This window comes from uncultured Williamsia sp., from assembly GCF_947494875.1.
In the GTDB taxonomy this organism is placed as follows: domain Bacteria; phylum Actinomycetota; class Actinomycetes; order Mycobacteriales; family Mycobacteriaceae; genus Williamsia_A.
This window is the reverse complement of the sequence record NZ_CANLWM010000001.1, coordinates 886,799-910,281: the sequence shown is the minus strand read 5'-3', so window position 1 is coordinate 910,281 and position 23,483 is coordinate 886,799. Positions and strand designations below refer to the sequence as shown.

Sequence of the window (23,483 nt, the reverse complement as noted above, 5' to 3'; positions counted from 1 at the left end):
CTCAGACGACGCGGGGCGTCCCGCCGAGGCCGTGGTACTCCCAGCCGGCGTGGATCCACACCGCAGGGTCGAGGCAGCGGCGACCGTCGACGATGACCTTCTTGCGCACGACGGGCTCGAGGTCCGCCGGCTTGAGCTCGACGAACTCCTTCCACTCCGTCAACACCAGCACCGCGTCCGCGAGTTCGCATGCCTGCGAGGCGGACTCGGAGTAGCCCAGCGTCGGGAAGAGCTTGCGCGAGTTGTCCATCGCCTTCGGGTCGTAGACGCTCACGCCGGCGCCCTGAAGCTGCAACTGACCGGCGACGTTCAGCGCGGGCGAGTCGCGGACGTCATCGCTCTCCGGCTTGAACGCGCATCCGAGGACGGCGACGTTCGACCCGAGAAGGCTTCCACCGCAGGCCTTCGTCGCCAGCTCGACCATGCGAGCGCGGCGTCGCATGTTGATGGAGTCGACCTCACGGAGGAACGTCAGCGCCGGTGCGGCGCCGAGCTCACCGGCTCGGGCCATGAACGCGCGGATGTCCTTCGGGAGGCAGCCTCCGCCGAACCCCAATCCGGCGTTGAGGAACTTGCGCCCGATGCGCTGGTCGTACCCGATCGCGTCCGCGAGGACCGAGACGTCGGCACCGGCCGCCTCACACACCTCACTGATGGCGTTGATGAACGAGATCTTGGTCGCGAGAAAGGCGTTGGCCGACGCCTTGACCATCTCGGCGGTGGCGAGGTCGGTGGTGAGGAACGGTGTCTCCTCGGCGAGGATCGTCGCGTAGATCTCCTCCACCTGCGCGGTGACCCCGGCGGTGTCACCCTCGGGGTCGAGGCCGAGGACGATGCGGTCGGGGTGCAGCGTGTCCTTCACCGCGAACCCCTCGCGCAGGAACTCCGGGTTCCAGGCGACCTCGATGTCGGCGTCGGTCCCCGAGGCCGCGATCCGCTTCTTGATCTCCACCGACGTGCCCACCGGCACAGTCGATTTGCCGATCAGTAGATGTGATCCCTCGAGGCGCGAGACGAGCTCGTCGACGACGGCGAAGACGTATCGCAGATCGGCGGCGTACTCCCCGCGCTTCTGGGGCGTGCCGACACCGAGGAAGTGCACCGACGCGAACGCCGCGGCCTCGTCGTAGTCGGACGTGAAGTGCAGGCGCCCCGACTCCAGATTGCGCTGCAGGACCTCGGGGAGTCCGGGCTCGTAGAACGGGACGCGTCCGTCGGAGAGCATGGCGATCTTGTCCGCGTCGACGTCGACGCCGAGCACCTCGTGGCCGAGTTCCGCCATGCAGGCGGCGTGGGTGGCCCCGAGATATCCGCAGCCGAAGACCGTCACCTTCATGGGCCGTACCGTACGCGATGAAAGCGGTTGAGGATCAACCGGAGAAGCGGCCGTCGATCACTCGGATGAACGCCCGTCGAGCACGACGTTACGGGCGCGTGACGCGCTGTTTCGGATCGTGGATCAGTCGCGGACGAAGTTCAGATACGCCTTCGACGGCGTCGGTCCGCGCTGCCCCTGGTACTTCGATCCGACGCCCGCACTGCCGTAGGGGTTCTCGGCGGGACTCGAGAGGCGGATGAGGCACAGCTGACCGATCTTCATCCCCGGCCACAGGGTGATCGGCAGGTTTGCCACGTTCGACAGCTCGAGGGTGATGTGACCGGTGAAGCCGGGATCGATGAACCCTGCCGTCGAGTGCGTCAGCAGCCCGAGGCGCCCCAGCGACGACTTGCCCTCGAGACGCCCCGCGAGGTCGTCGGGAAGGGTGCAGACCTCGAGCGTGGACCCGAGCACGAACTCGCCCGGGTGCAGCACGAACGGCTCCCCCGCCGGCGGCTCGACCAGCGTCGTGAGCTCGTCCTGCTGCAACGCCGGGTCGATGTGGGTGTAGCGGGTGTTGTTGAAGACACGGAAGAGGCTGTCGAGCCGGACGTCGATGCTCGACGGCTGGACCAGCGCGGCGTCGAACGGCTCGACGGCGAGGCGACCGCTGCCCAGTTCGGCGCGGATGTCCCGGTCGGAGAGAAGCATGGCTGCACGCTATCGGAGCGCCCCGCGTCCGGGGTTGCCGGAGCAGCGCCGACGATCAGCGGTCGGCGAGCCAGTCCGTGATGCGGTCGAGCGGCCAGGTGGTCACGATGCGGTCGGCGTCGATGCCGAGCCGCTCGGCCCGCTCGCACCCGAGGTGCTTGAAGTCCAGCTGCCCCGGCGCGTGCGCGTCTGAGTCGATGGCGAACAGGCAGCCCAGGTCGCGAGCCAGTTCGATGAGCTCGTCGGGCGGGTCGACGCGTTCGGGCCGGGAGTTGATCTCGACGGCCGTGTTCGACTCGACGCACGCGGTGAACACGGCCTCGGCGTCGAACTTCGACTGCGGCCGCTGCCCTCGGCCGCCCGTGACCCGACGTCCGGTGCAGTGCCCGAGCACCCGGACGCGGGGGTCCCGCACCGCCGCGACCATCCGCCGGGTCATCGGGCCGGCGTCCATCTTCAGTTCCGAGTGCACCGACGCGGTGACCACCTGTAGGCGGTCGAGCATCTCGTCGGTCTGATCCAGCGCACCGTCGGAGAGGATGTCGACCTCGATGCCCGTGAGGACCGTCAGCTCACCGTCGAGATCGGCGTTCAGTGCGTCGATCACGTCGAGCTGCTGTGTCAGCCGTTCGACCGACAACCCGTTGGCCACACGCAGTCTCGGCGAATGGTCGGTCATCGCGAGCCACTCCTGGCCGACCGCGATCGCGGCCGCCGCCATCTCGTCGATCGGGGCTCCCCCGTCGCTCCAGTTCGAGTGCGCGTGCAGGTCGCCGACGACCTGCCCGTAGAGCTCGTCCCCACCGTCGGTGAGCGCACCCGCCGACTCCGACAGCGACGCCAGGTACTCGGGCACCTCGCCCGCCACCGCCTGCTCGATCACCGCGGCCGTCGTCTTCCCGATCCCCGACACCGACGAGATGGTCCGTCTCCGCACCCGCTCGGCGACCTCTGCGTCGCCGAGCTGCTCGACAGCACCCGCCGCCCGTCGGAACGCCTCGACGCGGTAGGTGCTCTCGCGGTTGCGTTCCAGCAGGAACGCGATGCGACGCAAAGCGTCGCGCGGCGACATCGGAGCCTGGGGGGCGGGCGCTGCACGCATCACCCCAGTGTGGACGACGACGTCGGTCGCACTGTCCTGACCGGCGGTTTGCTAGTCTTGCGGCGCGCCGAGAGGCGCACGCCGATGTAGTTCAATGGCAGAACATCAGCTTCCCAAGCTGAATACGCGGGTTCGATTCCCGTCATCGGCTCCATAAACCGCAGATAGACCGGTTTCACGGAACTACCCCGAGAAACAGACTGCCGACGCACACCCCCCACACACTCCGGCCGATAACGCCTGTTCACCTGCAAGCCGCGAGTAATGTCCGAAACATGCCGGATACGAGCCCGTCTGTCCCCGTGCCGCCTCCCCCCTCGGCCGCTTCATCCCCTTCCGCACCGAAGTCCCGTTCACTGCGAGATCCCAAGCCGACAGCGGAACGAATTCACCAGCTCGCGGGCCGCGTCCTATCCGGCGACATCGTCCTTCCCGAGTTTCAACGGCCTTTCGTTTGGAAGCGCCATCAGATTCTGGAGCTTCTGGACTCAATCAATCGAAATTTCCCGATCGGCAGCATGCTCGTTTGGGAGTCAACCCAAGACTTAATGAGCAAGCGATCGATTGCCGACCTGGAAATTGCGGACCGTAGTCCTAATTACCCGGTCAACTACCTCCTTGATGGCCAGCAAAGGCTTTCGACCGTGTGCGGGGTTCTCCATTGGAAACCCGGCAACGCGAAAAGTGTGTGGAACGTGGCTTTCGATCTTCAGACGAAAGAGTTTTTCCATGTCGACAGTCTCGCAGATCTTCCGCTGCATCAAGTACCGCTCCGGCGCCTCGCAGACCCGTCCGAGTTCTACAGAAGGCTCTCCCCACTCACTGATGCGAGCCTTACCGAGACGGCGGACGAACTCTTCAATCGTTTTACTGACTACCAGGTCGCGCTCGTCACGCTGGGCGACATGTCACTGAACGATGTAGCCCCTGTCTTCGAACGAATCAACTCAACTGGTACGCGGCTGACAATATTCGACCTCATGCGCGCCGCAACCTGGAGCACCAGCTTCGATCTCGGCGACTCCGTGGAGAAAGTAAGGCAGGCCATTGCCCCGAAGAAGTTCGCCGGTTTAGACGAGAAAGTATTTTTGCGGGCGCTAAGCGCGGCTGCAGGCGGATCGTTTAATGTTGAGAGTATCGACGATCTACGCAAAAAGGATGGAGACACACTCGCGAGAGCCGTCCAAGAAACCGAGGAATCGGCCAAGCGTGCTTGCGATTTTCTAGCGACCGAGGTTGGCGTGCCGCGATACGAAGCATTACCCTACGCGAATCAGTTCGCCGTCCTGTGCGAGATCTATCGAATCGTGGGGACGCCGAGCTCCACGCAGCTTGGTGACATCCGTCGCTGGTTTTGGCGGACGACGCTCGCAGGATACTTCGGCGGGTGGAATACAGGACAGATGACCTCCGATACAACCACCATCCGCGCGTGGGGTATCGGCGTCTATAAATCCTTGGACATTGGCACGGTTACGTCGAATGAGAAGATTTGGCGCGTAAAAACCTTTCGCGCAAATTCCGCGACCGCCAAAATGGTTGCGTTGATGCTATCCAACGCTGGCCCGCTCGATATAATCTCCGGTCAAAAGATCGACCCCGACAAATCATTGGCCTGGTCAAATGACAAAGAATTCCATCATTTCTTCCCGCAGGCCTACCTTAAACGGTCCCGTAAGGGCACGCCCCATCTTGTAGCAAATATCGTGCTATTGACTTCGACGAGCAACATCCACATTAGGGACTCGTCGCCGAGCGTCTACCTCCAGGAGATTATCGACGCCGACGGGCGCGAGACACTCGTCGCGCGTCTAGCGACCAACCTCGTTTCGGAAGCGGCGCTGGAGGCGGCGTTAAAGGACGATTACGAGGGGTTTTTGTACGAACGCTCGATAACGTTGCAGGCCGAGGCAATGCGGTTGTGCGGTGAACCAACCACTACCGCCGTCGCCACAGAGCCTGAAGAGATCCAAGACGAGAATGACGACACCACTGAGTAGCCCGACCGCTACCTAGCCGCGCAGCCTGACAACATTCGCGCTAGATGGCTGGCTCACAGCACCCAGTGCCGACATCGCGTCTGTGTGGTCGTCCTCGAACAGGTGCGCGTAGACGCTGAGCGTGGTCGTGACTTTGGCGTGCCCCATAAACCGCGCGATCTCCAGCGGAGGGATGCCCGCCGCCACGCACAGGCTGGCGTAGGTGTGCCGCAGCGCGTGGAACTTGAGGCCCGGCCGCAGCGCCCGGTCCGTGGCGGCGCGGTTGGCCCGCAGCACCGCCGGACGATACACCGCCTTGTAGAAGGCCTGGTGCCGCAGCGGCTGCGACCGGTTTGGGCCTCAGGGAGCGAGGCCGACCTGCGAAGCGGTACAGCAGGTCCTCCGCGGCACCCTCGCCCGACTAGCCCGTCGCACACTCCCCAGCCACTCCACGTGGTGCAACTACGACCGTTTATGGACCGAACACGAGGCGGCGCGCACCGCGCGCAGACCGTTCCGAGATTCCCGTTACGCTGCGCATACGCACCGCGCACGACTCGTGTAGCCGCAGGTAGATCGAACGGGCGTTCACACCCCGAAACACATTCCCAAGCTGAATACGCGGGTTCGATTCCCGTCATCGGCTCCACGTCGGCCGTTGCACGGTGCCGCTCACCTGTTCATCGGACACTGTCACAAACAGCCGGTGACCCAGGACACGCCCTCGTATGAAGTCCCTTATAGTTCCGGCGAGCAACGGACAACGACCGTGGGGGACACGACACCGTGGGTTTCGATCGATCAATGATGCGACGACTACGCACCGCGTGCGTGGGGGTGGCGACAGCAACCGTCATGGCGACCGCGACGGTCCAGACCGCCCACGCGGCACCGGAACCGGCGGCACCGACACCCGCGGCATCCGCGGTGAGCGAGTCCTTCTACACACCGCCGAGCCCGCTTCCGGCGGGCAAGCCCGGTGACATCATCCGGTCGGAGGCACTGCCGACGGCGATCAAGATCCCCACCCCGACCGGCTTCATCCCGGCCAAGGCAACGCGGATCATGTACCTCTCGATCGACGCCAACGGCGCCCCGATCGCGGTGACCGGCTACTACCTCGAGCCGACGAAGCCGTGGACCGGACCCGGCGCGCGGCCGATCGTCTCGTACGCGGGCGGCCTGCACGGCCAGGGCGACCAGTGCGCGGCGTCGAAGCTGCTGCAGGAGGGCGTCACCTTCAGCCTGCCGGGCGGTCCGATGGCCGAGATCGAGCAGATCGTGACCCTCAACATGGTCAACCAGGGCTACGGCGTCGTGTCCAGCGACTACATGGGCGGCGGCACGCCCGGCACCCACACGTTCGGCATCCGCGTCGACCAGGGGCACGCCGTCATCGACGCCGCCCGCGCCGCGTTGAAGTTGCCGGGAGTGTCCCCGGAGACGAAGGTCGCGATCGCCGGTTACTCGCAGGGCGGCGGCGCGGCTGCCTCGGCGGCCGAGCTCGTCGGGACCTACGCGCCCGAGCTGCCGATCGTGGGCGTCTACGCCGGCGGCGTGCCCGCCGACCTGCTGCGCGAGATGAACTACCTCGACGGAAACCGCCTCGGCGGCGTCATCGGGTACGCCCTCAACGGCGCGACCTACCGGTTCCCCGAGTTCAAGGAGCGCATCGCGACGATCCTGAACCCCTACGGCAAGCAGACGATGCAGCAGCTGTCGGGCGAGTGCATCGTGCTGACCTCGGCCCGTGGCAAGCCGAGCACCCGGGACTGGACGGTCTCACACAAGTCGTTCGGCGAGCTCGTCGTGGCCGATCCTGTGCTGAGCAAGTACGTGCACGACCAGGACCTCGGCAACATCAAGCCGACCGTCCCCGTCCTGCTCTCGTCGAACCCCGACGACCCGACGGTGCCGGTGTTCCAGGGCCGCGAGCTGTACTCGAAATGGTGCGAGAAGGGACCCGCGTCCCTGCAGTACACCGAGATCCCGTTCCCGATCCGCTTCATCAGCTCGTCGACCTTCGGTCACGTCGCCGGCGGCATCAGCGGGTTCCAGCGGGCGTTCGACTGGCTCGCCGACCGCTTCGCCGGCAAGCCGCCGGTGCAGGGGTGCTCGTTCAGCTGACCCCGGCACACGACTGACACGAGAGCCCCGGCGCGTACAGCGCCGGGGCTCTCGTTGTCGATGACCGTCCCGAACTGCACGTCCTGCCGCCGTTCGCATGCTCACGTGCCGTTCGCACACCACCGGGGCCATGCGAACACCAACCCGACATGCGAACGCATCCCGACCGTGCGAACCTCGCCCGCACGATCACCACTTCGCCACCGCGACACGGGTTCGCCACCAAGATTCCGCGGGCAGAACCGGCACGGGGTGGCAAACGAACACGATCGCGGGCGAACGCCGACCTACTTCCGCGCCTTCCAGCTGTAGCGCACCTGGGGACGACCGGTGCGGCCGTATTCGGTGGTGCGCGTGACGAGTCCGTCGTCGGCGAGGCGTTCGAGGTACCGCCATGCGGTGACCCGCGAGATCCCGGAGGCGGTGGCCGCCTCGCTCGCGGTCAGACCGTCGGTGCTGTCCTGCACCCGACGGCCGATCTGCTCCGCGGTCGCGGCGGCGGCGCCGGTGGGCGCCGCTGCGCGGTCGTCGGCGCCGCGGAGCACGGCCATCGCGCGATCGACCTCGGCCTGGCCTACGGCGTCGGTCCCCGCCGGAAGCGCTGCCCGGTACTCGCGGTAGCGCTCCAGCTTGTCGCGGAACGCCGCGAACGTGAACGGTTTCAACAGGTACAGCAACACGCCGTGGGCGACGGCCGACCGCACCACCGACAGGTCGCGTTCCGAGGTGATGGCGATGACGTCGGGCTCGGGACGCTGTCCCGACAACGCCGACGCGAGCTCGATCCCGCTGGCGTCGGGCAGTCCGATGTCGAGCAGGACGACGTCGACCGGTGCGTCCTCGGCAGCGCACCGCGCCACCGCCCGCAACGCGGCCTGGGCGGTGCCGGCGATACCGACGACGACGAACCCCGACAGCCGCTCGACGTACGCCTCATGGGTCTGCGCGATGAGCGGTTCGTCCTCCACGATGAGGACTCGGATCGGATCGCTCACACGCGCGACGCCTTCCTGCCCGACGGCATCGGGCGATCGGACCGCGACGGCACGACCACGGTCACCACCGAACCGTAGGTCACCTCGGCGGTGATGGTGCCGCCGTGACGATCGACGATCTGGGAGATCAGCGCCAGGCCCAGCCCCCGCCCACCGGCCGGGGAGCCGTCGGCGACGGGTTTCGTCGAGTATCCGCGCGTGCGGGCGCGGTCGAACTCGTCGGCGTCCATGCCCGGACCGCTGTCGGCGACACGGATCATCAACCCGTCGTCCTCCTCCCGAACCGTCACCTCGACCCACGGGTCGTCGCGGTCGCAGGCGTCGAGGGCGTTGTCGATGAGATTGCCTGCAACAGTGACCATCTCGTGCCCGGTCAGCGGCGCTTTGTCGGCGTCGTCGAGGCGACTGTCCTCGGTCACGGTCAGCGCCACCCCACGCTCGTCGGCCTGCGCGGACTTGCCCAGCAGCAACGCCACCAATGCCGGCTCCGCGACCGCAGCCGTCAGGCGGTCCACGAGGTGCTGGGACAGCTCGAGTTCGGTCGTCGCGAACCGCACCGCCTCCTCGGAGCGGCCGATCTCGATCAACCCGATCACCGTGTGCAACCGGTTGGCGGACTCGTGCGCGGCGGCCCGCAGCGACTCGGCGAACACCCGCATCGAGTCGAGTTCGCCCAGGGCGCCCTGCAATTCGGTCCGGTCGCGCACCGTCACCACAGCGCTGCGTTCGCCGTTGCGGTGGAGCATCCGGACCCGGTTGACGACGAGCACGCGGTCGCCGACGACATGGACCTCGTCGCGGATCTCGCGTCGGTCCGTCACAAACGACGGCAGATCCACCGGCACGTCGACGCGGTCGGGCAATTGCAGGAGCCGACGCGCCTCGTCGTTCACGACGACCGGTTTCCCGCCCTCCATGACGACGAGACCCTCACGCACGGAGTGCAACACGGCGTCGTGGTGCTCGTACATGACGCGGAGGTCCTCCGGGGCGAGTCCGTGCGTCTGCCGTAGCAATCTCCGACGCACGGCCCACGTCCCCGCCACCGAGACGACCAACAGGACCGCGACGACGAGCCCGATCATGGGCAGCTGGTCCACCCACCGGTCGGCCAGCGTCGACAGCGTGATGCCTGCCGACACCAGGCCGACGATACGTCCGGCGCTGTCACGCACCGGTGCGACCGCGCGGATCGACGGCCCGAGCGTGCCCGTGTTGGTCTCGGTGAACACGCGCCCGGCCAGCGCGGGGGCGATGGTCCCGACGAACGGCTTCCCGATGAGGGTGGGGTTGGTGTGGGTGAAGCGGGTGCGATCGGGCGCCATGATCGTGATGAAGGCCATCCCGGTCTCGGCCCGGACCAGTTCGGTCAGGGGCTGCAGTCGCGCGGTCGCCGAACCGGACCCGATCGCCTCGGCGGTCGACGGCGCGTCGGCCAGTGACACCGCCACCGCGACGACCTCCTCCCGTGCGGACCGTTCTTCGCCCCGTCGCGCGTCCCACGCCGCGAGTGAGCCCACGACGACGACGAGCACGACGATCGCGGCGATCTGCAGCAGGAACGCCTGACCCGCCAAGGACCGCGGCATCAGACGTCTCACCCCGGTCTCCCTCCGTGAACGAAATGTACATAACCGTGACCCGGGTCACAGTCCCCCGACATCATCCTTCACAACCGAAGTATCAGGAGAACCGGAGGACACCATGACCGCCACCGACGACCGGCCGCCGACCACGCCGGAACCCCCGCAGCCGCCGACGGCCGAGAAGCCCAAGCGCGACCGGACCCACTGGCTCTACATCGGCGTCATCATCGCCGTCGTCGCCGGCGTGGCCGTCGGCATCCTGGCGCCCGGCGTCGGCAAGGACCTCGGCGTGCTGGGCACGATGTTCGTCAGCCTGATCAAGATGATGATCGCCCCGGTCATCTTCTGCACGATCGTGCTCGGCATCGGCTCGGTCCGGAAGGCCGCCACGGTCGGGAAGGTCGGCGGCCTGGCGTTCGGCTACTTCCTGGCGATGTCGACGTTCGCGCTCGCCATCGGCCTCGTCGTCGGCAACCTGATCCAGCCCGGCACCGGCCTGGACATCAGCGGCGCCGCAGGTCAGGGCGAGAAGCTCGCCGGCAAGGCCGAGGAGGCCGGCGGCACCATGGACTTCATCCAGGGCATCATCCCGGACTCGCTGCTGTCGTCGTTGACCGCCGGCAGCGTCCTGCAGGCACTGTTCGTCGCGCTGCTCGTCGGCTTCGCCCTCCAGGCGATGGGCTCGACGGGTGAACCGATCTTGCGCGGCATCGGCCACATCCAGAAACTCGTCTTCCGTGTCCTCGCGATGATCCTGTGGATCGCCCCGATCGGCGCGTTCGGCGCCATCGCGAACGTCGTCGGCCAGACCGGCTGGAGCGCGGTCACCCACCTGCTCGCCCTGATGTTCGCCTTCTACCTGACCTGCGCGATCTTCGTCTTCGGTGTGCTCGGCGCGATGCTCCGCATGACCGTCGGCGCCTCGATCTTCAAGCTCGTCCGCTACCTGGCCCGCGAGTACCTGCTCATCGTCGCGACGAGTTCGTCCGAGTCGGCGCTGCCGCGCCTCATCGCGAAGATGGAGCACATCGGCGTCCAGCGCTCGACCGTCGGCGTCGTGGTCCCGACCGGCTACTCGTTCAACCTCGACGGCACCGCCATCTACCTGACGATGGCGTCGCTGTTCGTGGCCGAGGCGCTCGGCGACCCGCTGAGCATCGGTGAGCAGATCGGCCTGCTGGTGTTCATGATCGTGGCCTCGAAGGGCGCGGCCGGCGTGAGCGGCGCCGGACTGGCCACCCTCGCCGGTGGTCTGCAGGCGCACCGACCGGAACTGCTCGACGGCGTCGGCCTCATCGTCGGCATCGACCGGTTCATGTCGGAGGCCCGCGCAGTCACCAACTTCTCCGGCAACGCCGTCGCCACCCTGCTGGTCGGTTCCTGGACCCACACGGTCGACAAGGAGAAGATGCGCAACGTGCTCGACGGACGCGATCCGTTCGACGAGTTGACGATGGTCGACGACGCCCACGAGCCGGCGGTGTCGGTCACGAAGTAGACCGGCGACCGTCCGATGACGACGGCCGGTGTCGCGACCCCGAGGTCGTGGCACCGGCCGTTCTCCACTGTTCCGGTACGAGGAGACAGCCGGTGCTGCGACCCCCGAAGTCGCGGCACCGGCCGTTCCCCGTCTCCCCTCAGCGCGCCGCGGTCGTCGCCGGTGTCTCCTGGGTCGTCGTCGGCGCCGACGAGGTGCTCGACGGAGTCGACGTGGCGGCGGACGGGGTCGTGGTGGCCGACGTCGCCGCGGTGGTCGCCGACGTCGTCGTCGGGACCGCGGTGGTCGTCGTCGAACCCGTCGCCGATGAGGCCGGAGGGGCCGAGGTCGTCGTCGTCGGCACCGACGTCGTGGTCGACGGTGTGGTGGTCGACGGTGCCGACGTGGTGGTCGACGGTGCGGTCACGGACTCTGTCGTGGTGGACGGGGCCGAGGTCGAAGAGCTCGGAGCCGCCAGGGCTGCCGCCGCCGGCTCACCGGTGGTGGCCGGCGCGGTGGTGGTCGACGAGGTGGAGTCCGGTGTCGTCGACGACGGGGCCTGCGATGTCGTCGTCACGGCCGCCGCGAGGGTCTGCGCGGAGGTCGTGGCCTGCGGGGTCGGGCTGAACGCTGCGGCGATCGCATCCGCGATCGACTTGAGCCATGCCTGCACCGCTGCCTGCACCGCCTGGGCCCACGCGTCGAGCGGGTTGGTCGGCGGGGTGGGGGGCGGGGTCGGGGTCCCACCGGTCTGCGGGTGTGCGGCGATGAAGTCCTTGACCACCTGGGCAGCCGCCTTCGCCACCCACGAGTCGGTGAACAGGCCGAACGTCGACTCCGGGTCCCAGGTGTCCGAGCTGTTCCGGTCCACGAGTGTGTACAGGAAGGACGGGCCCGCGTAGGCGAGGGTGCTCCAGGTGTTGAGGAAGTCGTTGATCATCGACGCCTGGTTCCCCACGTTGGGGACACCGGTCGGTACGCCGTACTCGGAGCTCCAGATCTTCTTGAAGCCGTCGCCGTTGGCCTGCATCAGATGGTAGATGCGGTTGGCCTGGTCTAGCGGCGAGTTCGGGATCAGTGCGCCCGACGAGAACGGGACGGCCCACGAGTACGGGTGGAACGAGAGAGCGTCGAAGTAGCCCTTCGCCCCCGCCGCGTACATCTGCTGGACGAAGTCGACCGGGTTGAGAGTCCACGATCCCCAGGTCTGGGTCGCGCCGACGACGGCACCGATCACCTGCGCCTGGGGGTCGGCTCCCTTGATCGCCGTGTAGGCGGCCTTCAGCAGCTGGGTGTACCCCGCGGGGTCCGGGCCGGGCTGGTAGGCGAACGCCGCGTTCGGCTCGTTCCACACCTCGTACGCCGAGACCTTGCCGGCGTAGCGCGCCGCGAGCGCCGCGGCGAACGACCCGAGATTCGCCGGGTTGTCCGGTGGCGCGTACACGTTGGTCCAGGTGCCGCGGGCCCAGGTCGGCGTCGTGTTGATGATGCCGAGGACCCCCATCCCACGGGCGGCGGCCGCGTTCACCATGTTGTCGATCGCCGTCCAGTCGTACTGGCCCGGTGCGGGCTCTGCCGTGGCCCACGGCATGCCGATTCGGATGTTCTTGACGCCCAGTGACTGCATCGCGTCGAGTCGCTTCGCGATCTCCGTGGGATCCATCGCGTCCCAGTACATGTCGGTGTCGGAGATGCCCACCGTCGTCGGCGCGTCGCTGATCGCCGCGGTGTCGATGATGGCGACGGCGGCGCGGGAGTTCGGGAGCAGCGCTGCACCCGCGACCGCACAGAACATCAGGAGAGCGAACACAGCGGCGGCGAGAGCCGTCGCCGATGTCCGCGAGAGGGATGGCGCGAGACGTCGCATTCGGTGGTACCCCGTTCTCTGAGCCCCCCTGGCGGATGCAATTAGAGCATGAGACCAGACTTTATGGGAGATAAAGTTTGGTAATCAGTGATGTTTTTACGGCTAAGTTTCCTCGCTCGTAACATTCGCCCCACCAGCGACTACGTGCTCGAATTCCGTTACACGTGACACGAATTCACCCGTATTGGAACGGCGCGGTTCGGCATCGCCATCTGTTCGCACGTGCGGTTGGCGCCGCGGAGGAGAAGTTTGGCGCGCGAATTTTCTGCGTTAAATATCGCTCGGATGCCCGAATGAAAGCTGCCGTCTCGTCCGGCGCCCGCCCGCGGCCGTCGGGCCGGAGGCAGTGGCGACGACCTCACCGCTGCGCCGACTCCGATACAGTTCGGCCCTGAAACGCAGAGGGGGGATCTCGTGTTCAGTCGTGTCATCGATCGCGCTCGCGGCCTACGGCCGCCGCACCGCGACAGTCGCTCCGCGATCGCTCGTGTCGCCGCCGTGGGCCTCGTCGCCGTGTCCGCGCTCGGGGTCGGCTCCGGCGCCGCCGTCGCGCGTCCCGCGCCCGATCCGACACCCACCGCGACGCTGCTGACGCGGACCGCCCTGGGACCGCAGCACGACATCATCACCGTCCGGGACCCTGACACCCGGCAGGCCATCCGACTCGAGATCCTGCACCCCCGGAGCACCGCACCCCGGCCGACGCTCTACCTCCTCGACGGGATCGACGCCGGGGTCTACACCGGGTTCCAGCGCAGCGGCTGGACCGTGCAGACCGGCATCGAGCGGTTCATGGCGGACAAGGACGTGACGGTCGTCCTGCCCATCGGCGGGACCGCGAGCTACTACACCGACTGGCGACGGCCGGATCCCGTTCTCGGCGTGAACAAGTGGGAGACCTTCCTGACCCGCGACCTACCGCCCCTGATCGAGAAGTTGTATTCCGGCAACGGCCGGTCGGCGATCGGCGGGCTCTCGATGGGCGCGACGTCGGCGATGGTCCTCGCGGCGAAGCACCCCGATCTCTACCGCGGCGTCATGGCGCTGAGTGGATGCTTCGACTTCGGTCCCCCCGCGTATCGGCAGGCCGTCGCCGGCACCGTCGCGACGCGCGGTGGGAATCCCGAGAACATGTGGGGACCCCTCGACGGCGGCGACTGGGCCGCGAACGACCCCACGCGCCGGCTGTCCGCGCTCAAGGACACCGACATCTACATCGTCAGCGGCAACGGCCTGCCCGACCCGCGCCTGGGGCTGCGGGGTCTCGCGTCTCCCGTCGGCGGATTCCTGGAGGGCGTGGTCCTGTCGTGCACGCGGTCGTTCCAGGCGAAGGCCCAGCGGGCGGGGGTGAAGGCCACCTACGAGTTCCGGGCGGGGCTGCACTCCTGGGGCTACTGGGCGGAGGACCTGCCGCGCGCGTGGCCGACCATCGCCCGGTCGCTCGACATCTCCTGATCGGTCAGCGCGGGGCGTACATGATGACGCCCACTCCGACGAGGCAGACCAGCGTGCCGACGACGTCGTAACGGTCGGGGCGGAAGCCGTCGACGACGACGCCCCACAGCAGGGAGCCGACGACGAACACCCCGCCGTAGGCGGCGAGGATGCGGCCGAACTGGGCGTCGAGTTGGAGCGTGGCGACGACTCCGTAGAGCCCGAGCGCCACGATCCCAGCCCCGATCCACAGCCACCCGCGGTGGTCGCGGATGCCCTGCCAGATCAGCCACGCTCCGCCGATCTCGAGAACCGCGGCGGCGGCGAACAACGGGATGGATCGCGCCAGATCCATCAGGAGGTCTCGCTCCCCTCCGAGAGCAGAGCGAGGTTTGCCGTCATCGCGTCCCGCCACGCGCCGAGACGACGGTCGACGATGCGTCCCTCCAGGCCTGGGTGCTCGGCGACGGCGGCGCTGATGCCCGACGGTCCGGGGCCGATCCGTGCGAACTGCCGCACGACGCACCCGCTGCGGGCGGGATCGACCTCGAATCCCCACCAGGCCATCGCATCCGAGCCGGGTGCCGGACGCGTGGGCGACGGATCGGGATCGTCGGAGATCCCGTGCACCGCCCAGACCCACCGTCGGCCGGGTTCCAGGTCGACGACCTCGCACGACGTGGACCACTCCCCCAGATCGTCACTGCGGTTGTGCCCGTGGAACCGGGCGCCGAGCGCCACGCCGTCGTACCCGACATCCCAGGTGGCCGCGTGCAGCTCACCCGCGGCACGCGTCGGCAGGGAGATGTCGGTGACGAGTTCCCACGCCTCGGCGGGATCGACGGTCAACCGGACGCTGACCTCGACGGTGGGGAGGTCGCGGATGCGCATCACTCGTCGTCGGCGGGGGCGCCGACGTTCATCTCGTCCGGATGGGCCCCGACGCGACGGTTGTTCGCCAGGCGGGCGATGTCGAGCATGTCGGTGTCGTCGAGGGAGAAGTCGACGACGTCGATGTTCTGCGAGATCCGTTCCGGCGTGACCGATTTCGGGATGACGACGAGACCGCCCTGCAGGTGCCAGCGGATGATCACCTGCGCGATGGACTTCTCGTGCTTCTCGGCAATGCGACCCAGCGTCTCGTCCTTCAGCAGGGTGTTGTCCTTCGACGCCTTCCCCCACCCCGAGTTCGGGGTGCCGCCGAGGGGGCTCCACGACTCGACGGCGATGCCGCTGTCGTGCGCGAACGCGCGGAGCTCGTTCTGCGGCAGGTTCGGGTGGCACTCGACCTGATCGACCGCCGGGACGATGTCGCCGTCGCCGATGATCACCTGCAGGTGATGGGGTTCGAAGTTGCAGACGCCGATCGCTTTCGCCTTGCCCGATTCCGCGATCTCCTGCATCGCCTCCCACGTCCGCTTCATACGGTCGGAGTCGAGCAGGGGCCAGTGCACGAGGTAGAGGTCGACCTGGTCGAGGCCCAGCTTCGACAGGCTCGCGTCGCACGCCGCGAGCACCGCCTCGCGGCCGCGCTGGTCGGCGTTCCAGAGCTTGGTGGTGACGAAGACGTCGTCACGGTCGACCGACGACGCCGCGAGTGCGCGACCGACGGCCTCCTCGTTGCCGTAGGCGGCGGCCGTGTCGATGTGCGTGTAGCCGGCTTCGTCGAGGGCGTGGGCGACAGCCCGCTCGGTCTCGTCGTCGTCGGCCTGCCACACCCCCAGTCCGAGTTGGGGGATGGACGTCCCCGAGTTGAGCTCGATCCGTGGCAGGTCGGATGTCATGACTCCAGGCTAATCGGTCAGACCCGAGGGTAGGTTGGGGAAATGGCGATCTCTCAGGGCGACACCGTCAGTTGGAACACCCCCCAGGGGAAGACCGAGGGCACCGCGACGGAGAAGCGGACCTCGGAGTTCGAGTTCGAGGGCCAGACCTTCAAAGCCTCCGACGACGAGCCGTACTGGATCGTCGAGTCCGACAAGACCGGGTCGAAGGCGGCCCACAAGGAATCCACGCTCGACAAGAAGTGACGGGGAAGCGATGCCGGATCCACAGCAGTCGCGCCGTGCGCTCGGCGACATCGCGACGGCGAAGTACGTCCAGCTGACCACCTACACCAAAGACGGTCGCGCGAAGCCGGTCCCGATCTGGGCGGCCTTCGTCGACTCGGGGCCGGAGGCCGGGGAACTGGTCATGTGGACCCAGGCGTCGTCGTGGAAGGTCAAGCGCATCCGGAACACCCCCCGCGTCTCGCTCGCCACGTGCGATCGCGCCGGGAAGAACGTCGGCGACCCCGTGGAGGGCACCGCACGCGTGCTCGACGACGCGGGCACAGCACGTGTGCGACAGGCGATCAACGCCAAGTACGGCCTCGTCGGCCGATTCGCGACAACCGCCAGCTCGCTGTTCAAGGGCAAGTCCTCCACCATCGGCATCGCCGCGGCCCCGAACCTCTGAACCCTGAAGGTCACCGTTCCGGTGCACGTCGGTATCGCTGAGCGATACGAGCACGCACCGGAACCGTCGTGGTGACACCTGCGTCCAATCGATGTGGATCTACGGCAACTCATCGCCCGGCAGGACGGCGTCGTGACGCTGTCCCAGGCCGCCCAGCACGGGATCAACCGCGCCGCCGTCCAGCGTCGGGTCGCCTCCGGCGCGTGGATCCGCGTCGGGCGCGGCGTCTACTTCGTGGCAGATCGACCTGCCACCCCGCGAGCCCGCCTGCGGGGCATCGTCTTCGAACTCGGGGACGATGCTGTCGTCGCAGGACCGACGGCGGCGTGGTGGCACGGCATCCTGGCACGACCCCCGGCGACGACCACCATCTGCGTGCCGCGGGGCCGGCACGGCATCCGACGCGCGGGACTGTCCCTGATCCGCCGCGACCTGGACCCGTCGGACGTGCGGCGCCGAAAGGGGCTGGTCGTGACCTCGATCCCGATGAGCGTGCTCGACGCGGCCGTTCTGGACGGCGCGGCCGTTCTGGATCACGCCCTGCTGCGCCGACGGGTCAGGCTCGACGAGATCATCGACGTTCACTCGCGGTATCCGCGTCGCCACGGCGCCCCACGTGCGGCGAGTCTCATCGATGCCGCCATCACGGGTGCGCGATCGGAGGCCGAACGGATCGCGCATGGGCTACTCCGGTCGGCCGGGATCACCGGATGGCGACCCGGCGTCGAGATCGGTGGATATGAGGGCGATGTCGTCTTCGACGCACAACGCCTGGTCGTCGAGATCGATGGCTTTGCGTACCACTCCGGGCAGCGCGAATTCCAGCGCGATCGGACCCGTCAGAACGCACTCGTCGCGAACGGCTGGACGGTTCTGCGATTCACCTGGGCCGACCTCACGGAGCGGCCGGACCAGGTCATCGCGACGATTCGACATGCGCTCCGCTGATCTGGTGCACGTGGGTGTCGCTGAGCGATACGAACCGACACCGGAAGCGGTCAGTCGGCGCGGGAGTGGCGGCCGCCGACGGTGCGGGCGGGAGCGGCGCGGGCGGGTGCGCGATGGTTGTCGGGGACCTCGTGTTTGTGGACGAGCGCGACGGCGATCGCCGTCGTGAGCGGCACCGACAGCGCGATCGCGATGCCGCCGACGAACGAGCGGGCCAGTTCGACGGCGACGGTGTCCGTCGTCGCCAGCGACGAGAACGACTGTCCGGCAACGGAGAACAACAGAAGAAGGGGAAGCGCGCTGCCGGCGTAGGCGAAGACGAGGGTGTAGACGGTGCTGGCGATGTGGTCGCGTCCGACGCGCATCGCGGCCGCGAACGTCGCACGCCTGCTCCGACCGCCGGCGGCGAGCTCGAACACCGCCGAGGCCTGGGTGATGGTCACGTCGTTCAGGACGCCGAGTGCGCCGATGATGAAGCCCGCCAACAGGATCCCGTTCGTCGAGATCCCGTTCTGGTAGACCTGCAGGTTCGTCGTCTGCTCCGCCGAGAGCCCCGTGATGTTCATCGTGACCACCGACAGGTACGACAGGATCGCCGCGACCGCGAGCGACGAGAGGGTCCCCAACAGCGCCGCGCTGGTCCGCAGGCTGATGCCGTGGGCGAGGTAGATGACGATGAGCAGGATCGCCGCCGACGACACTATCGCGACGGCGACCGGCGACTTCCCGTCGAGGATCGCGGGCAGGGTGAACCCCAGCAGCACCCCGAACGCGATCACCAGCCCGAGCACCGACCGCAGGCCCCGCCACGCCGCGACGAGGGCGATCGCGAGAACGAACACGATCGCCCAGATGAGCGTCGACGTCCCGCGGCTGTAGTCGTAGAAGGAGTAGGTCGACGTGCCCTGACCGCTCGGCGACAACACCAGGCGGATGTCGTCGCCGACCTTCAGGTCCGGTTGGCCCGGTTGCGGCTTGTCCAGCTGGTCCGCCGGGGGGCGGGACCGCGTCACGCCGGGCTGCTCCCCCGACTGCGCGCGATTCGTCGGCACCTCGATGAGGGTGTTCGCGTCGGCGTCCTTGCCGGAGGTGATCTTCACCGTGCTCTCGATGCACGGGCCGGTCGCCTCGGCGGAGACGGGCGCGTCGCCCCCGAAGACGGTCCCCGCGGCACGGTTCAGGCACTCCGACCGCGCCTGAGCGATCACCGTGCCCGTCTGGGTGACCAGCTTCCCGTCGGGCGCGGCCGTCTGGAACTGCAGCGGCACCGAGTGCGGACGCTCCCCCGGCCACAGCACCACGGCCCCGACCGCGACGGCCACCGCGACGGCGATCAGCACGCCGACGACGATCCGCGCCGCGAGCGGCCGCAGGTGCACGGCGATCGCCGACGGGCTGTGACTGTGCCCGCGCGCCGGGCCCGAGGGATGCACGCCGCAACTGTAGAAGGTGACCGTTCCCGCGGGCCGTGCTCGGAGTCCGGCCCGCCACGGACCCGACGATTTCGCAGGTGAGGCGCGCTCGGATGCGCGATCATGAGGCGATGATCGACGAGCTGCAGCACGAGGCGGACGCCTTGTTGGCCGCCGGCGACTACGCGCACGCTCTGCCGGAGTTCTGCGTGCTCCGCGAGATCCGCGGCCGTCAGGACGGTCCGTACTCCCGCAAGTACCTGGCGAACCTGCACGACGCGGTGCGCTGCATGTGTCACCTGCAGCGGTGGTCGGACTCGGAGCCGCTCGCGAGGGAGTTGTACGGGAAGTACGTCCGCACCGACGGCCCCGCCGGACCGAAGACCGTCGACGCGGCGAAGCGCTACGCGTGGGCGCTGGTGCAACTGGACAAGACCGACCCGGCGATCGCCGTCTACCTGGCGGTCGCCGACGCGCTGTGCGGGCGCGGCGACGCGGACCAGGCCCTGGCCATGCTCGGGGCGGCCGTCGCACGGCGCCAGGACCTCAGCTTCGACGACCTCCGCCACGCCGTCGACCTCACCCGGATCGCCGGCGGCGTGCACCTGCCCGTCCCGGCCGACTGCCTCAGCATGGACGGATACCGGGCTCCGGCCTGACCGGGCTCAGGACCGCGGTGCGGGTTCGCCCCGGCGGATCGCCGTCTGCACCATCCCGGCCGATGCCGTGGTCTCGAACCCCAGCGACTCGTAGAGCCGACGACCCGGCGGGTCGGCCATGAGCGTGATGTAGGGATTCGGCGGGGCGGCGTCGACGATCACCGCGAGCAACCGCTCGACGACGGTCCTCGCGAGACCACGTCGCTGGTGGGCGGGGTCGGTCGCGATGTCGGTGACGTGGAAGTACCAGCCGCCGTCGCCCAGGACACGTCCCATCGCGACCACGACGCCGTTCTCGTCGACGACGTGACACCCACCCCAGGCGTTCGCGACCGCCGGTGTCGCCTGCTCCTCACTGACCGGGGTGAGGCCCGACACCTCACGCAGCCGGCGGTAGTCGTCGAGGGGTGGGACACCGTCGACGAGGCGGTAGCTCGAATCCATGGCCGCAGGCTAGCCACCTCATCCGACGTGCGCCCGGCCCGTGGTGAGCGCGATCACCCGTGTTGGATGGGACCGTGCGTGCCGACCGAACCGTCACCCCCGACCGCCGTGCGTGGTGGGGCGTGGCCGCCGCGATGGCGGCCATCGCCTGGGGTGGCAACGAGTTCACGCCGCTGCTGGTCATGTACGAGTCGGTGCACGGCCTCCCCGGCACCGTCGTCGACGCCCTCCTCTTCGCCTACGTGCTGGGCATCGTGCCGGCACTGCTCATCGGGGGGCCGCTGTCCGACCGGTACGGCCGCGTACGCCTGATGCGTCCCGCACCGCTCGTCGCCGCACTGGGGTCGGTGATCCTGGCGGTCGGCGCCGATCACGTGTCGCTCCTCGTCGTCGGGCGCGTGCTCAGCGGCATCGGGCTGGGCCTCGCGATGGCCGTCGGCAGCAGCTGGGTGAAGGAACTGTCGGGAGCGCCGTGGACCCCGAACGCGTCGCCGACCCTCGGTGCGCGACGGGCCGCGATGAGCCTCACCTTCGGGCTGGGTGTCGGTGCCGCCGTCGCCGGCGTCCTCGCCCAGTGGGCGCCGTTGCAGGACTCGCTGGCGTACCTGGTCAACGTCGGCCTCTGCCTGGCTGCCACGGTGTGGGTGTGGTCGGCGCCGGAGACGATCGAACCCGGACGCGCGCCGCGGCGACTCGTCGACGATCTCCGCATCCGGGCCGTGGCGCACCGTCGGTTCATCCGGGTCGTCGTGCCCGTGGCGCCGTGGGTGTTCGGTTCGGCGGCTGCTGCCTACGCGGTGCTGCCCACCCTGATGTCCGACCGCGTCGCCGACGTACGCATCGCCTACGCCGCCGCGGTCACCCTCGTCACCCTCGCCTCGGGGTTCGCGGTGCAGTCGGTGGCACGTCGCATCGACGTCCCCGACCGGGCGCGCGGCTCGGCGGTCGCGACGGTGTTGTTGATGGCCGGCATGGCCGTCGGCGGTGTCGCCGCCCACGTGTTGGACCCGTGGCTCACCCTGGTCGCGGGCGCGGTGCTCGGCGCCGGGTACGGGATGGCGTTGGTGGCCGGTCTCGCCGAGGTCGGACGCATCGCCGAGCCGTCGGAACTCGCCGGGCTGACCGCGGTCTTCTACTCCCTCACCTACCTCGGCTTCGCTGCCCCCGTGGTGCTGTCGCTCATCCATGGTGCGGTGCCCGCGATCACCTATCCGATCCTTTTCGCCGCGGGTGTGGTGCTGGCAGTGGTCAGCCTCGCGGCGGTCCTGTCCGACTACCGTGACCCCGATGCGGTCGCTCTCCCCGACCGCCAGACGACCAGGACGGGCTCGTGACCGATCGCCACCTCTTCACGCTCGACGGCGACGCGTACGTCCCGTCGGAGTTCGCGTTCGGGCGCTGGGGGCCCGACATGCTGAACGGGCCCGCGCTGTGCGCCGCGGCCGCGCATGCCCTCGAGTCCCGCCACGGCGACGAGGACTTCCTCCCGGCGCGGACCACCGTCGACCTGTTCAAGGCGGCGCGCGGCCACCCGCTCACCGCGACGACCCGGATCGTGCGGGCGGGACGGCGCATCCGCGTCGCCGAGGTGGAGTTGCACCAGGACGATGTCACCGTCGCCCGCGCGACGATGGTCGCGCTGCGACGCTCCTCCGCACCCCCGGGAGAGGAATGGCGATCGGAGCACCCGTTCGACCCGCCGGCCGAACCTGCGCACCGCTGGTACGGCAGCGACGCCGTCGGGTGGACCACCTCGGTCGCCGACCACCAGAACTCCAGCCGGAAACGGTTGTGGACCACCACGTTCCCGGTGATCGCGGGTGAGCCGGAGACGCCGTACACCGCGGCCGTCATGTGCGCCGAGGGGAGCAGCATGGTGACGAACTGGGGCGACGAGGGCATCGGGTACATCAACTGCGACCTGACGGTCGCGCTGTCCCGGCTGCCCGAGGGCGGACGTATCGGTCTGGAGGCCGCGTCCCACATCACCGCCGACGGCGTCTCGGTCGGCACCGCCGCCCTCTTCGACGTCCACGGCCCGATCGGGACGGGCATGGTCACCGCGGTCTCGAACGCCGCCGCACAGATCGACTTCTCCCGGGGGGTGCCGGCTCGATGAGCACCGAGGTGTCGCAGGTCGAGGTGCGCCCGGATCTGCGGGTCGAGGTGCGCCGCAGCGGTTCCGGGCCGACGGTGCTCTTCAACGGCGGATTGGGCCAGCCCGCGCAGGTGTGGGAGTACACCGGTCTGTCCGATGCGCTCGCGACGGCCGGCTTCGCCACCGTCGCGCACAGCGCCCGCGGGGTCGCGCCCTCGTCCGCCCCGGCCGGGCCGTACAGCGCCGCCGACCTCGCCGACGACGCCGAGGGACTGCTCGACGCCCTGGGCCTCGACGATGTCATCGTCGTCGCGTACTCCATGGGCTGCTACGTCACTCAGGAGCTGATCCGCCGTCACCCCGGCCGCGTCCGGGCCACCGCACTCGTCGCGGGCCTGCAGCCGTCGCCCATCGGGGAGCTCGTGGGGCGGATGGAGATCGGACTCCTCGACACCTACGGCACCATCCCGAGCGACGTGATGACGTTCGAACAGCTCGTCACCACGCTGCACCCGGCGCTCCTGCAGGACCCCGCGTCGGTCCGTGGGTGGTCGGAGATCTTCGCGTCGTCCGGTCAGGTGTGGACCGACGACGTCGGGCTCCGCGGGAACCTCATGGCGTCCTACGACTGGATCACCGCCGGCGAGCCGACAGCGGAACGCCTCGCCGCCATCGACATCCCGACGCTGGCCCTGGCCTTCGAGCACGACCTGTTCTTCCCGCCGGCGGGGTGCCGCGCCGCCGCCGGCCAGATCCCCGGGGCGCAGTTCGCCGTCGTCGACGGCGTCGGGCACGGCGGGTTCTTCACCGGCCAGACCGACGTCGTCACCCGCATCGTCGACTTCTGCCGCGCGCAGGTCTGACGAGAC

At 68.6% G+C, this 23,483-nt stretch carries 23 protein-coding genes and 1 tRNA gene; 12 read left to right on the top strand and 12 right to left on the bottom strand.

The genetic code is table 11. The features are described from left to right. Nucleotide 1: 1 nt before the first annotated feature. The 3 genes from Q1A98_RS04350 to Q1A98_RS04340 form a co-directional block, all read right to left on the bottom strand. Complete coding sequence (locus Q1A98_RS04350) at nt 2-1,336, bottom strand: UDP-glucose/GDP-mannose dehydrogenase family protein (protein ID WP_299570157.1); 1,335 nt, start codon at nt 1,334-1,336, stop codon at nt 2-4. A gap of 123 nt (nt 1,337-1,459) precedes the next feature. Beyond that, nucleotides 1,460-2,029: a dCTP deaminase gene (dcd, locus tag Q1A98_RS04345; RefSeq protein ID WP_299570155.1), complete on the bottom strand. Its 570-nt coding sequence runs from the start codon at nt 2,027-2,029 to the stop codon at nt 1,460-1,462. Between the two features lie 55 nt (nt 2,030-2,084). Next, nucleotides 2,085-3,131 carry a PHP domain-containing protein gene (locus Q1A98_RS04340; RefSeq protein ID WP_299570153.1) on the bottom strand — a complete coding sequence of 349 codons (1,047 nt, stop codon included), beginning with the start codon at nt 3,129-3,131 and terminating at the stop codon, nt 2,085-2,087. A gap of 80 nt (nt 3,132-3,211) precedes the next feature. Here Q1A98_RS04340 and Q1A98_RS04335 point away from each other — a divergent pair. Further along, nucleotides 3,212-3,285, top strand: a tRNA-Gly gene (locus Q1A98_RS04335). Between the two features lie 121 nt (nt 3,286-3,406). Continuing rightward, complete coding sequence (locus tag Q1A98_RS04330) at nt 3,407-5,131, top strand: DUF262 domain-containing protein (RefSeq protein WP_299570151.1); 1,725 nt, start codon at nt 3,407-3,409, stop codon at nt 5,129-5,131. 12 nt (nt 5,132-5,143) lie between these two features. Here the strand turns inward: Q1A98_RS04330 and Q1A98_RS04325 are convergent, their stop codons facing one another. Continuing rightward, on the bottom strand, nt 5,144-5,449 hold the full coding sequence (locus Q1A98_RS04325) for a tyrosine-type recombinase/integrase (RefSeq protein ID WP_299570574.1): 306 nt from the start codon (nt 5,447-5,449) through the stop codon (nt 5,144-5,146). 498 nt (nt 5,450-5,947) lie between these two features. On the opposite strand from Q1A98_RS04325, the gene Q1A98_RS04320 reads away from it, so the two are divergent. Next, nucleotides 5,948-7,237, top strand: a complete 1,290-nt coding sequence (locus Q1A98_RS04320) for a lipase family protein (protein ID WP_299570149.1) — start codon at nt 5,948-5,950, stop codon at nt 7,235-7,237. Nucleotides 7,238-7,524: 287 nt separating this feature from the next. On the opposite strand, the gene Q1A98_RS04315 is transcribed toward Q1A98_RS04320, so the two are convergent. Both Q1A98_RS04315 and Q1A98_RS04310 read right to left on the bottom strand, forming a co-directional pair. Further along, a complete protein-coding gene (locus Q1A98_RS04315) occupies nt 7,525-8,232 on the bottom strand; it encodes a response regulator (protein WP_299570147.1) in 708 nt (235 codons plus the stop codon). Next, on the bottom strand, nt 8,229-9,821 hold the full coding sequence (locus Q1A98_RS04310) for a sensor histidine kinase (protein ID WP_299570572.1): 1,593 nt from the start codon (nt 9,819-9,821) through the stop codon (nt 8,229-8,231). Before Q1A98_RS04310 ends, Q1A98_RS04315 begins: the two co-directional genes overlap by 4 nt. A 115-nt stretch (nt 9,822-9,936) precedes the next feature. Here Q1A98_RS04310 and Q1A98_RS04305 point away from each other — a divergent pair, with 115 nt between their 5' ends. Further along, the gene (locus tag Q1A98_RS04305) at nt 9,937-11,316 is read left to right on the top strand and encodes a cation:dicarboxylase symporter family transporter (protein WP_299570145.1); all 1,380 of its coding nucleotides are present in this window, start codon (nt 9,937-9,939) and stop codon (nt 11,314-11,316) included. A gap of 139 nt (nt 11,317-11,455) precedes the next feature. Here the strand turns inward: Q1A98_RS04305 and Q1A98_RS04300 are convergent, their stop codons facing one another. Beyond that, entirely contained in the window at nt 11,456-13,090 is a 1,635-nt protein-coding gene (locus Q1A98_RS04300) for a beta-galactosidase (protein WP_299570143.1), read from the bottom strand. A 486-nt stretch (nt 13,091-13,576) separates the two neighbouring features. Here Q1A98_RS04300 and Q1A98_RS04295 point away from each other — a divergent pair, with 486 nt between their 5' ends. Next, the gene (locus Q1A98_RS04295; RefSeq protein ID WP_299570141.1) at nt 13,577-14,617 is read left to right on the top strand and encodes an alpha/beta hydrolase family protein; all 1,041 of its coding nucleotides are present in this window, start codon (nt 13,577-13,579) and stop codon (nt 14,615-14,617) included. A gap of 4 nt (nt 14,618-14,621) precedes the next feature. Here Q1A98_RS04295 and Q1A98_RS04290 read toward each other — a convergent pair whose 3' ends face one another. Genes Q1A98_RS04290 through Q1A98_RS04280 form a run of 3 tightly spaced genes read right to left on the bottom strand, consistent with a single transcriptional unit; the run spans nt 14,622 to nt 16,380 of the window. Continuing rightward, entirely contained in the window at nt 14,622-14,951 is a 330-nt protein-coding gene (locus tag Q1A98_RS04290) for a YnfA family protein (RefSeq protein WP_299570139.1), read from the bottom strand. Further along, nucleotides 14,951-15,487: an SRPBCC family protein gene (locus Q1A98_RS04285; RefSeq protein ID WP_299570137.1), complete on the bottom strand. Its 537-nt coding sequence runs from the start codon at nt 15,485-15,487 to the stop codon at nt 14,951-14,953. Before Q1A98_RS04285 ends, Q1A98_RS04290 begins: the two co-directional genes overlap by 1 nt. Then, complete coding sequence (locus tag Q1A98_RS04280) at nt 15,487-16,380, bottom strand: aldo/keto reductase (protein WP_299570135.1); 894 nt, start codon at nt 16,378-16,380, stop codon at nt 15,487-15,489. Before Q1A98_RS04280 ends, Q1A98_RS04285 begins: the two co-directional genes overlap by 1 nt. Nucleotides 16,381-16,422: 42 nt before the next feature. On the opposite strand from Q1A98_RS04280, the gene Q1A98_RS04275 reads away from it, so the two are divergent. The 3 genes from Q1A98_RS04275 (at nt 16,423) to Q1A98_RS04265 (ending at nt 18,001) form a co-directional block, all read left to right on the top strand. Next, nucleotides 16,423-16,626, top strand: coding sequence for a DUF2945 domain-containing protein (locus tag Q1A98_RS04275; RefSeq protein ID WP_299570134.1), 204 nt, complete (start codon nt 16,423-16,425; stop codon nt 16,624-16,626). 10 nt (nt 16,627-16,636) lie between these two features. Continuing rightward, entirely contained in the window at nt 16,637-17,053 is a 417-nt protein-coding gene (locus Q1A98_RS04270; protein ID WP_299570131.1) for a PPOX class F420-dependent oxidoreductase, read from the top strand. Nucleotides 17,054-17,146: 93 nt separating this feature from the next. After that, nucleotides 17,147-18,001 (top strand): type IV toxin-antitoxin system AbiEi family antitoxin domain-containing protein, encoded by an 855-nt coding sequence (locus Q1A98_RS04265; RefSeq protein ID WP_299570129.1) that lies wholly within the window; start codon nt 17,147-17,149, stop codon nt 17,999-18,001. 50 nt (nt 18,002-18,051) lie between these two features. On the opposite strand, the gene Q1A98_RS04260 is transcribed toward Q1A98_RS04265, so the two are convergent. Beyond that, complete coding sequence (locus Q1A98_RS04260) at nt 18,052-19,434, bottom strand: YibE/F family protein (RefSeq protein ID WP_299570127.1); 1,383 nt, start codon at nt 19,432-19,434, stop codon at nt 18,052-18,054. A 110-nt stretch (nt 19,435-19,544) separates the two neighbouring features. On the opposite strand from Q1A98_RS04260, the gene Q1A98_RS04255 reads away from it, so the two are divergent. After that, entirely contained in the window at nt 19,545-20,072 is a 528-nt protein-coding gene (locus Q1A98_RS04255; protein WP_299570125.1) for a hypothetical protein, read from the top strand. Between the two features lie 6 nt (nt 20,073-20,078). Here the strand turns inward: Q1A98_RS04255 and Q1A98_RS04250 are convergent, their stop codons facing one another. Then, on the bottom strand, nt 20,079-20,516 hold the full coding sequence (locus Q1A98_RS04250) for a GNAT family N-acetyltransferase (protein ID WP_299570123.1): 438 nt from the start codon (nt 20,514-20,516) through the stop codon (nt 20,079-20,081). 74 nt (nt 20,517-20,590) lie between these two features. Here Q1A98_RS04250 and Q1A98_RS04245 point away from each other — a divergent pair, with 74 nt between their 5' ends. Genes Q1A98_RS04245 through Q1A98_RS04235 form a run of 3 tightly spaced genes read left to right on the top strand, consistent with a single transcriptional unit; the run spans nt 20,591 to nt 23,477 of the window. After that, nucleotides 20,591-21,850, top strand: a complete 1,260-nt coding sequence (locus Q1A98_RS04245; protein ID WP_299570121.1) for an MFS transporter — start codon at nt 20,591-20,593, stop codon at nt 21,848-21,850. Continuing rightward, entirely contained in the window at nt 21,847-22,635 is a 789-nt protein-coding gene (locus Q1A98_RS04240; RefSeq protein ID WP_299570119.1) for an acyl-CoA thioesterase domain-containing protein, read from the top strand. Before Q1A98_RS04245 ends, Q1A98_RS04240 begins: the two co-directional genes overlap by 4 nt. Further along, nucleotides 22,632-23,477, top strand: a complete 846-nt coding sequence (locus Q1A98_RS04235) for an alpha/beta hydrolase (protein ID WP_299570117.1) — start codon at nt 22,632-22,634, stop codon at nt 23,475-23,477. Before Q1A98_RS04240 ends, Q1A98_RS04235 begins: the two co-directional genes overlap by 4 nt. Nucleotides 23,478-23,483: the final 6 nt, after the last annotated feature.

Excerpts from the sequence above, each read along its gene's own strand:
- Q1A98_RS04300 (WP_299570143.1), bottom strand. The coding sequence starts at position 13,090 with ATGTTCTGTGCGGTCGCGGGTGCAGCGCTGCTCCCGAACTCCCGCGCC.
- Q1A98_RS04285 (WP_299570137.1), bottom strand. The coding sequence starts at position 15,487 with ATGCGCATCCGCGACCTCCCCACCGTCGAGGTCAGCGTCCGGTTGACC.
- Q1A98_RS04290 (WP_299570139.1), bottom strand. The coding sequence starts at position 14,951 with ATGGATCTGGCGCGATCCATCCCGTTGTTCGCCGCCGCCGCGGTTCTC.
- Q1A98_RS04340 (WP_299570153.1), bottom strand. The coding sequence starts at position 3,131 with ATGCGTGCAGCGCCCGCCCCCCAGGCTCCGATGTCGCCGCGCGACGCT.
- dcd (WP_299570155.1), bottom strand. The coding sequence starts at position 2,029 with ATGCTTCTCTCCGACCGGGACATCCGCGCCGAACTGGGCAGCGGTCGC.
- Q1A98_RS04250 (WP_299570123.1), bottom strand. The coding sequence starts at position 20,516 with ATGGATTCGAGCTACCGCCTCGTCGACGGTGTCCCACCCCTCGACGAC.
- Q1A98_RS04330 (WP_299570151.1), top strand. The coding sequence starts at position 3,407 with ATGCCGGATACGAGCCCGTCTGTCCCCGTGCCGCCTCCCCCCTCGGCC.
- Q1A98_RS04350 (WP_299570157.1), bottom strand. The coding sequence starts at position 1,336 with ATGAAGGTGACGGTCTTCGGCTGCGGATATCTCGGGGCCACCCACGCC.
- Q1A98_RS04305 (WP_299570145.1), top strand. The coding sequence starts at position 9,937 with ATGACCGCCACCGACGACCGGCCGCCGACCACGCCGGAACCCCCGCAG.
- Q1A98_RS04310 (WP_299570572.1), bottom strand. The coding sequence starts at position 9,821 with ATGCCGCGGTCCTTGGCGGGTCAGGCGTTCCTGCTGCAGATCGCCGCG.
- Q1A98_RS04255 (WP_299570125.1), top strand. The coding sequence starts at position 19,545 with ATGATCGACGAGCTGCAGCACGAGGCGGACGCCTTGTTGGCCGCCGGC.
- Q1A98_RS04275 (WP_299570134.1), top strand. The coding sequence starts at position 16,423 with ATGGCGATCTCTCAGGGCGACACCGTCAGTTGGAACACCCCCCAGGGG.
- Q1A98_RS04280 (WP_299570135.1), bottom strand. The coding sequence starts at position 16,380 with ATGACATCCGACCTGCCACGGATCGAGCTCAACTCGGGGACGTCCATC.
- Q1A98_RS04235 (WP_299570117.1), top strand. The coding sequence starts at position 22,632 with ATGAGCACCGAGGTGTCGCAGGTCGAGGTGCGCCCGGATCTGCGGGTC.
- Q1A98_RS04270 (WP_299570131.1), top strand. The coding sequence starts at position 16,637 with ATGCCGGATCCACAGCAGTCGCGCCGTGCGCTCGGCGACATCGCGACG.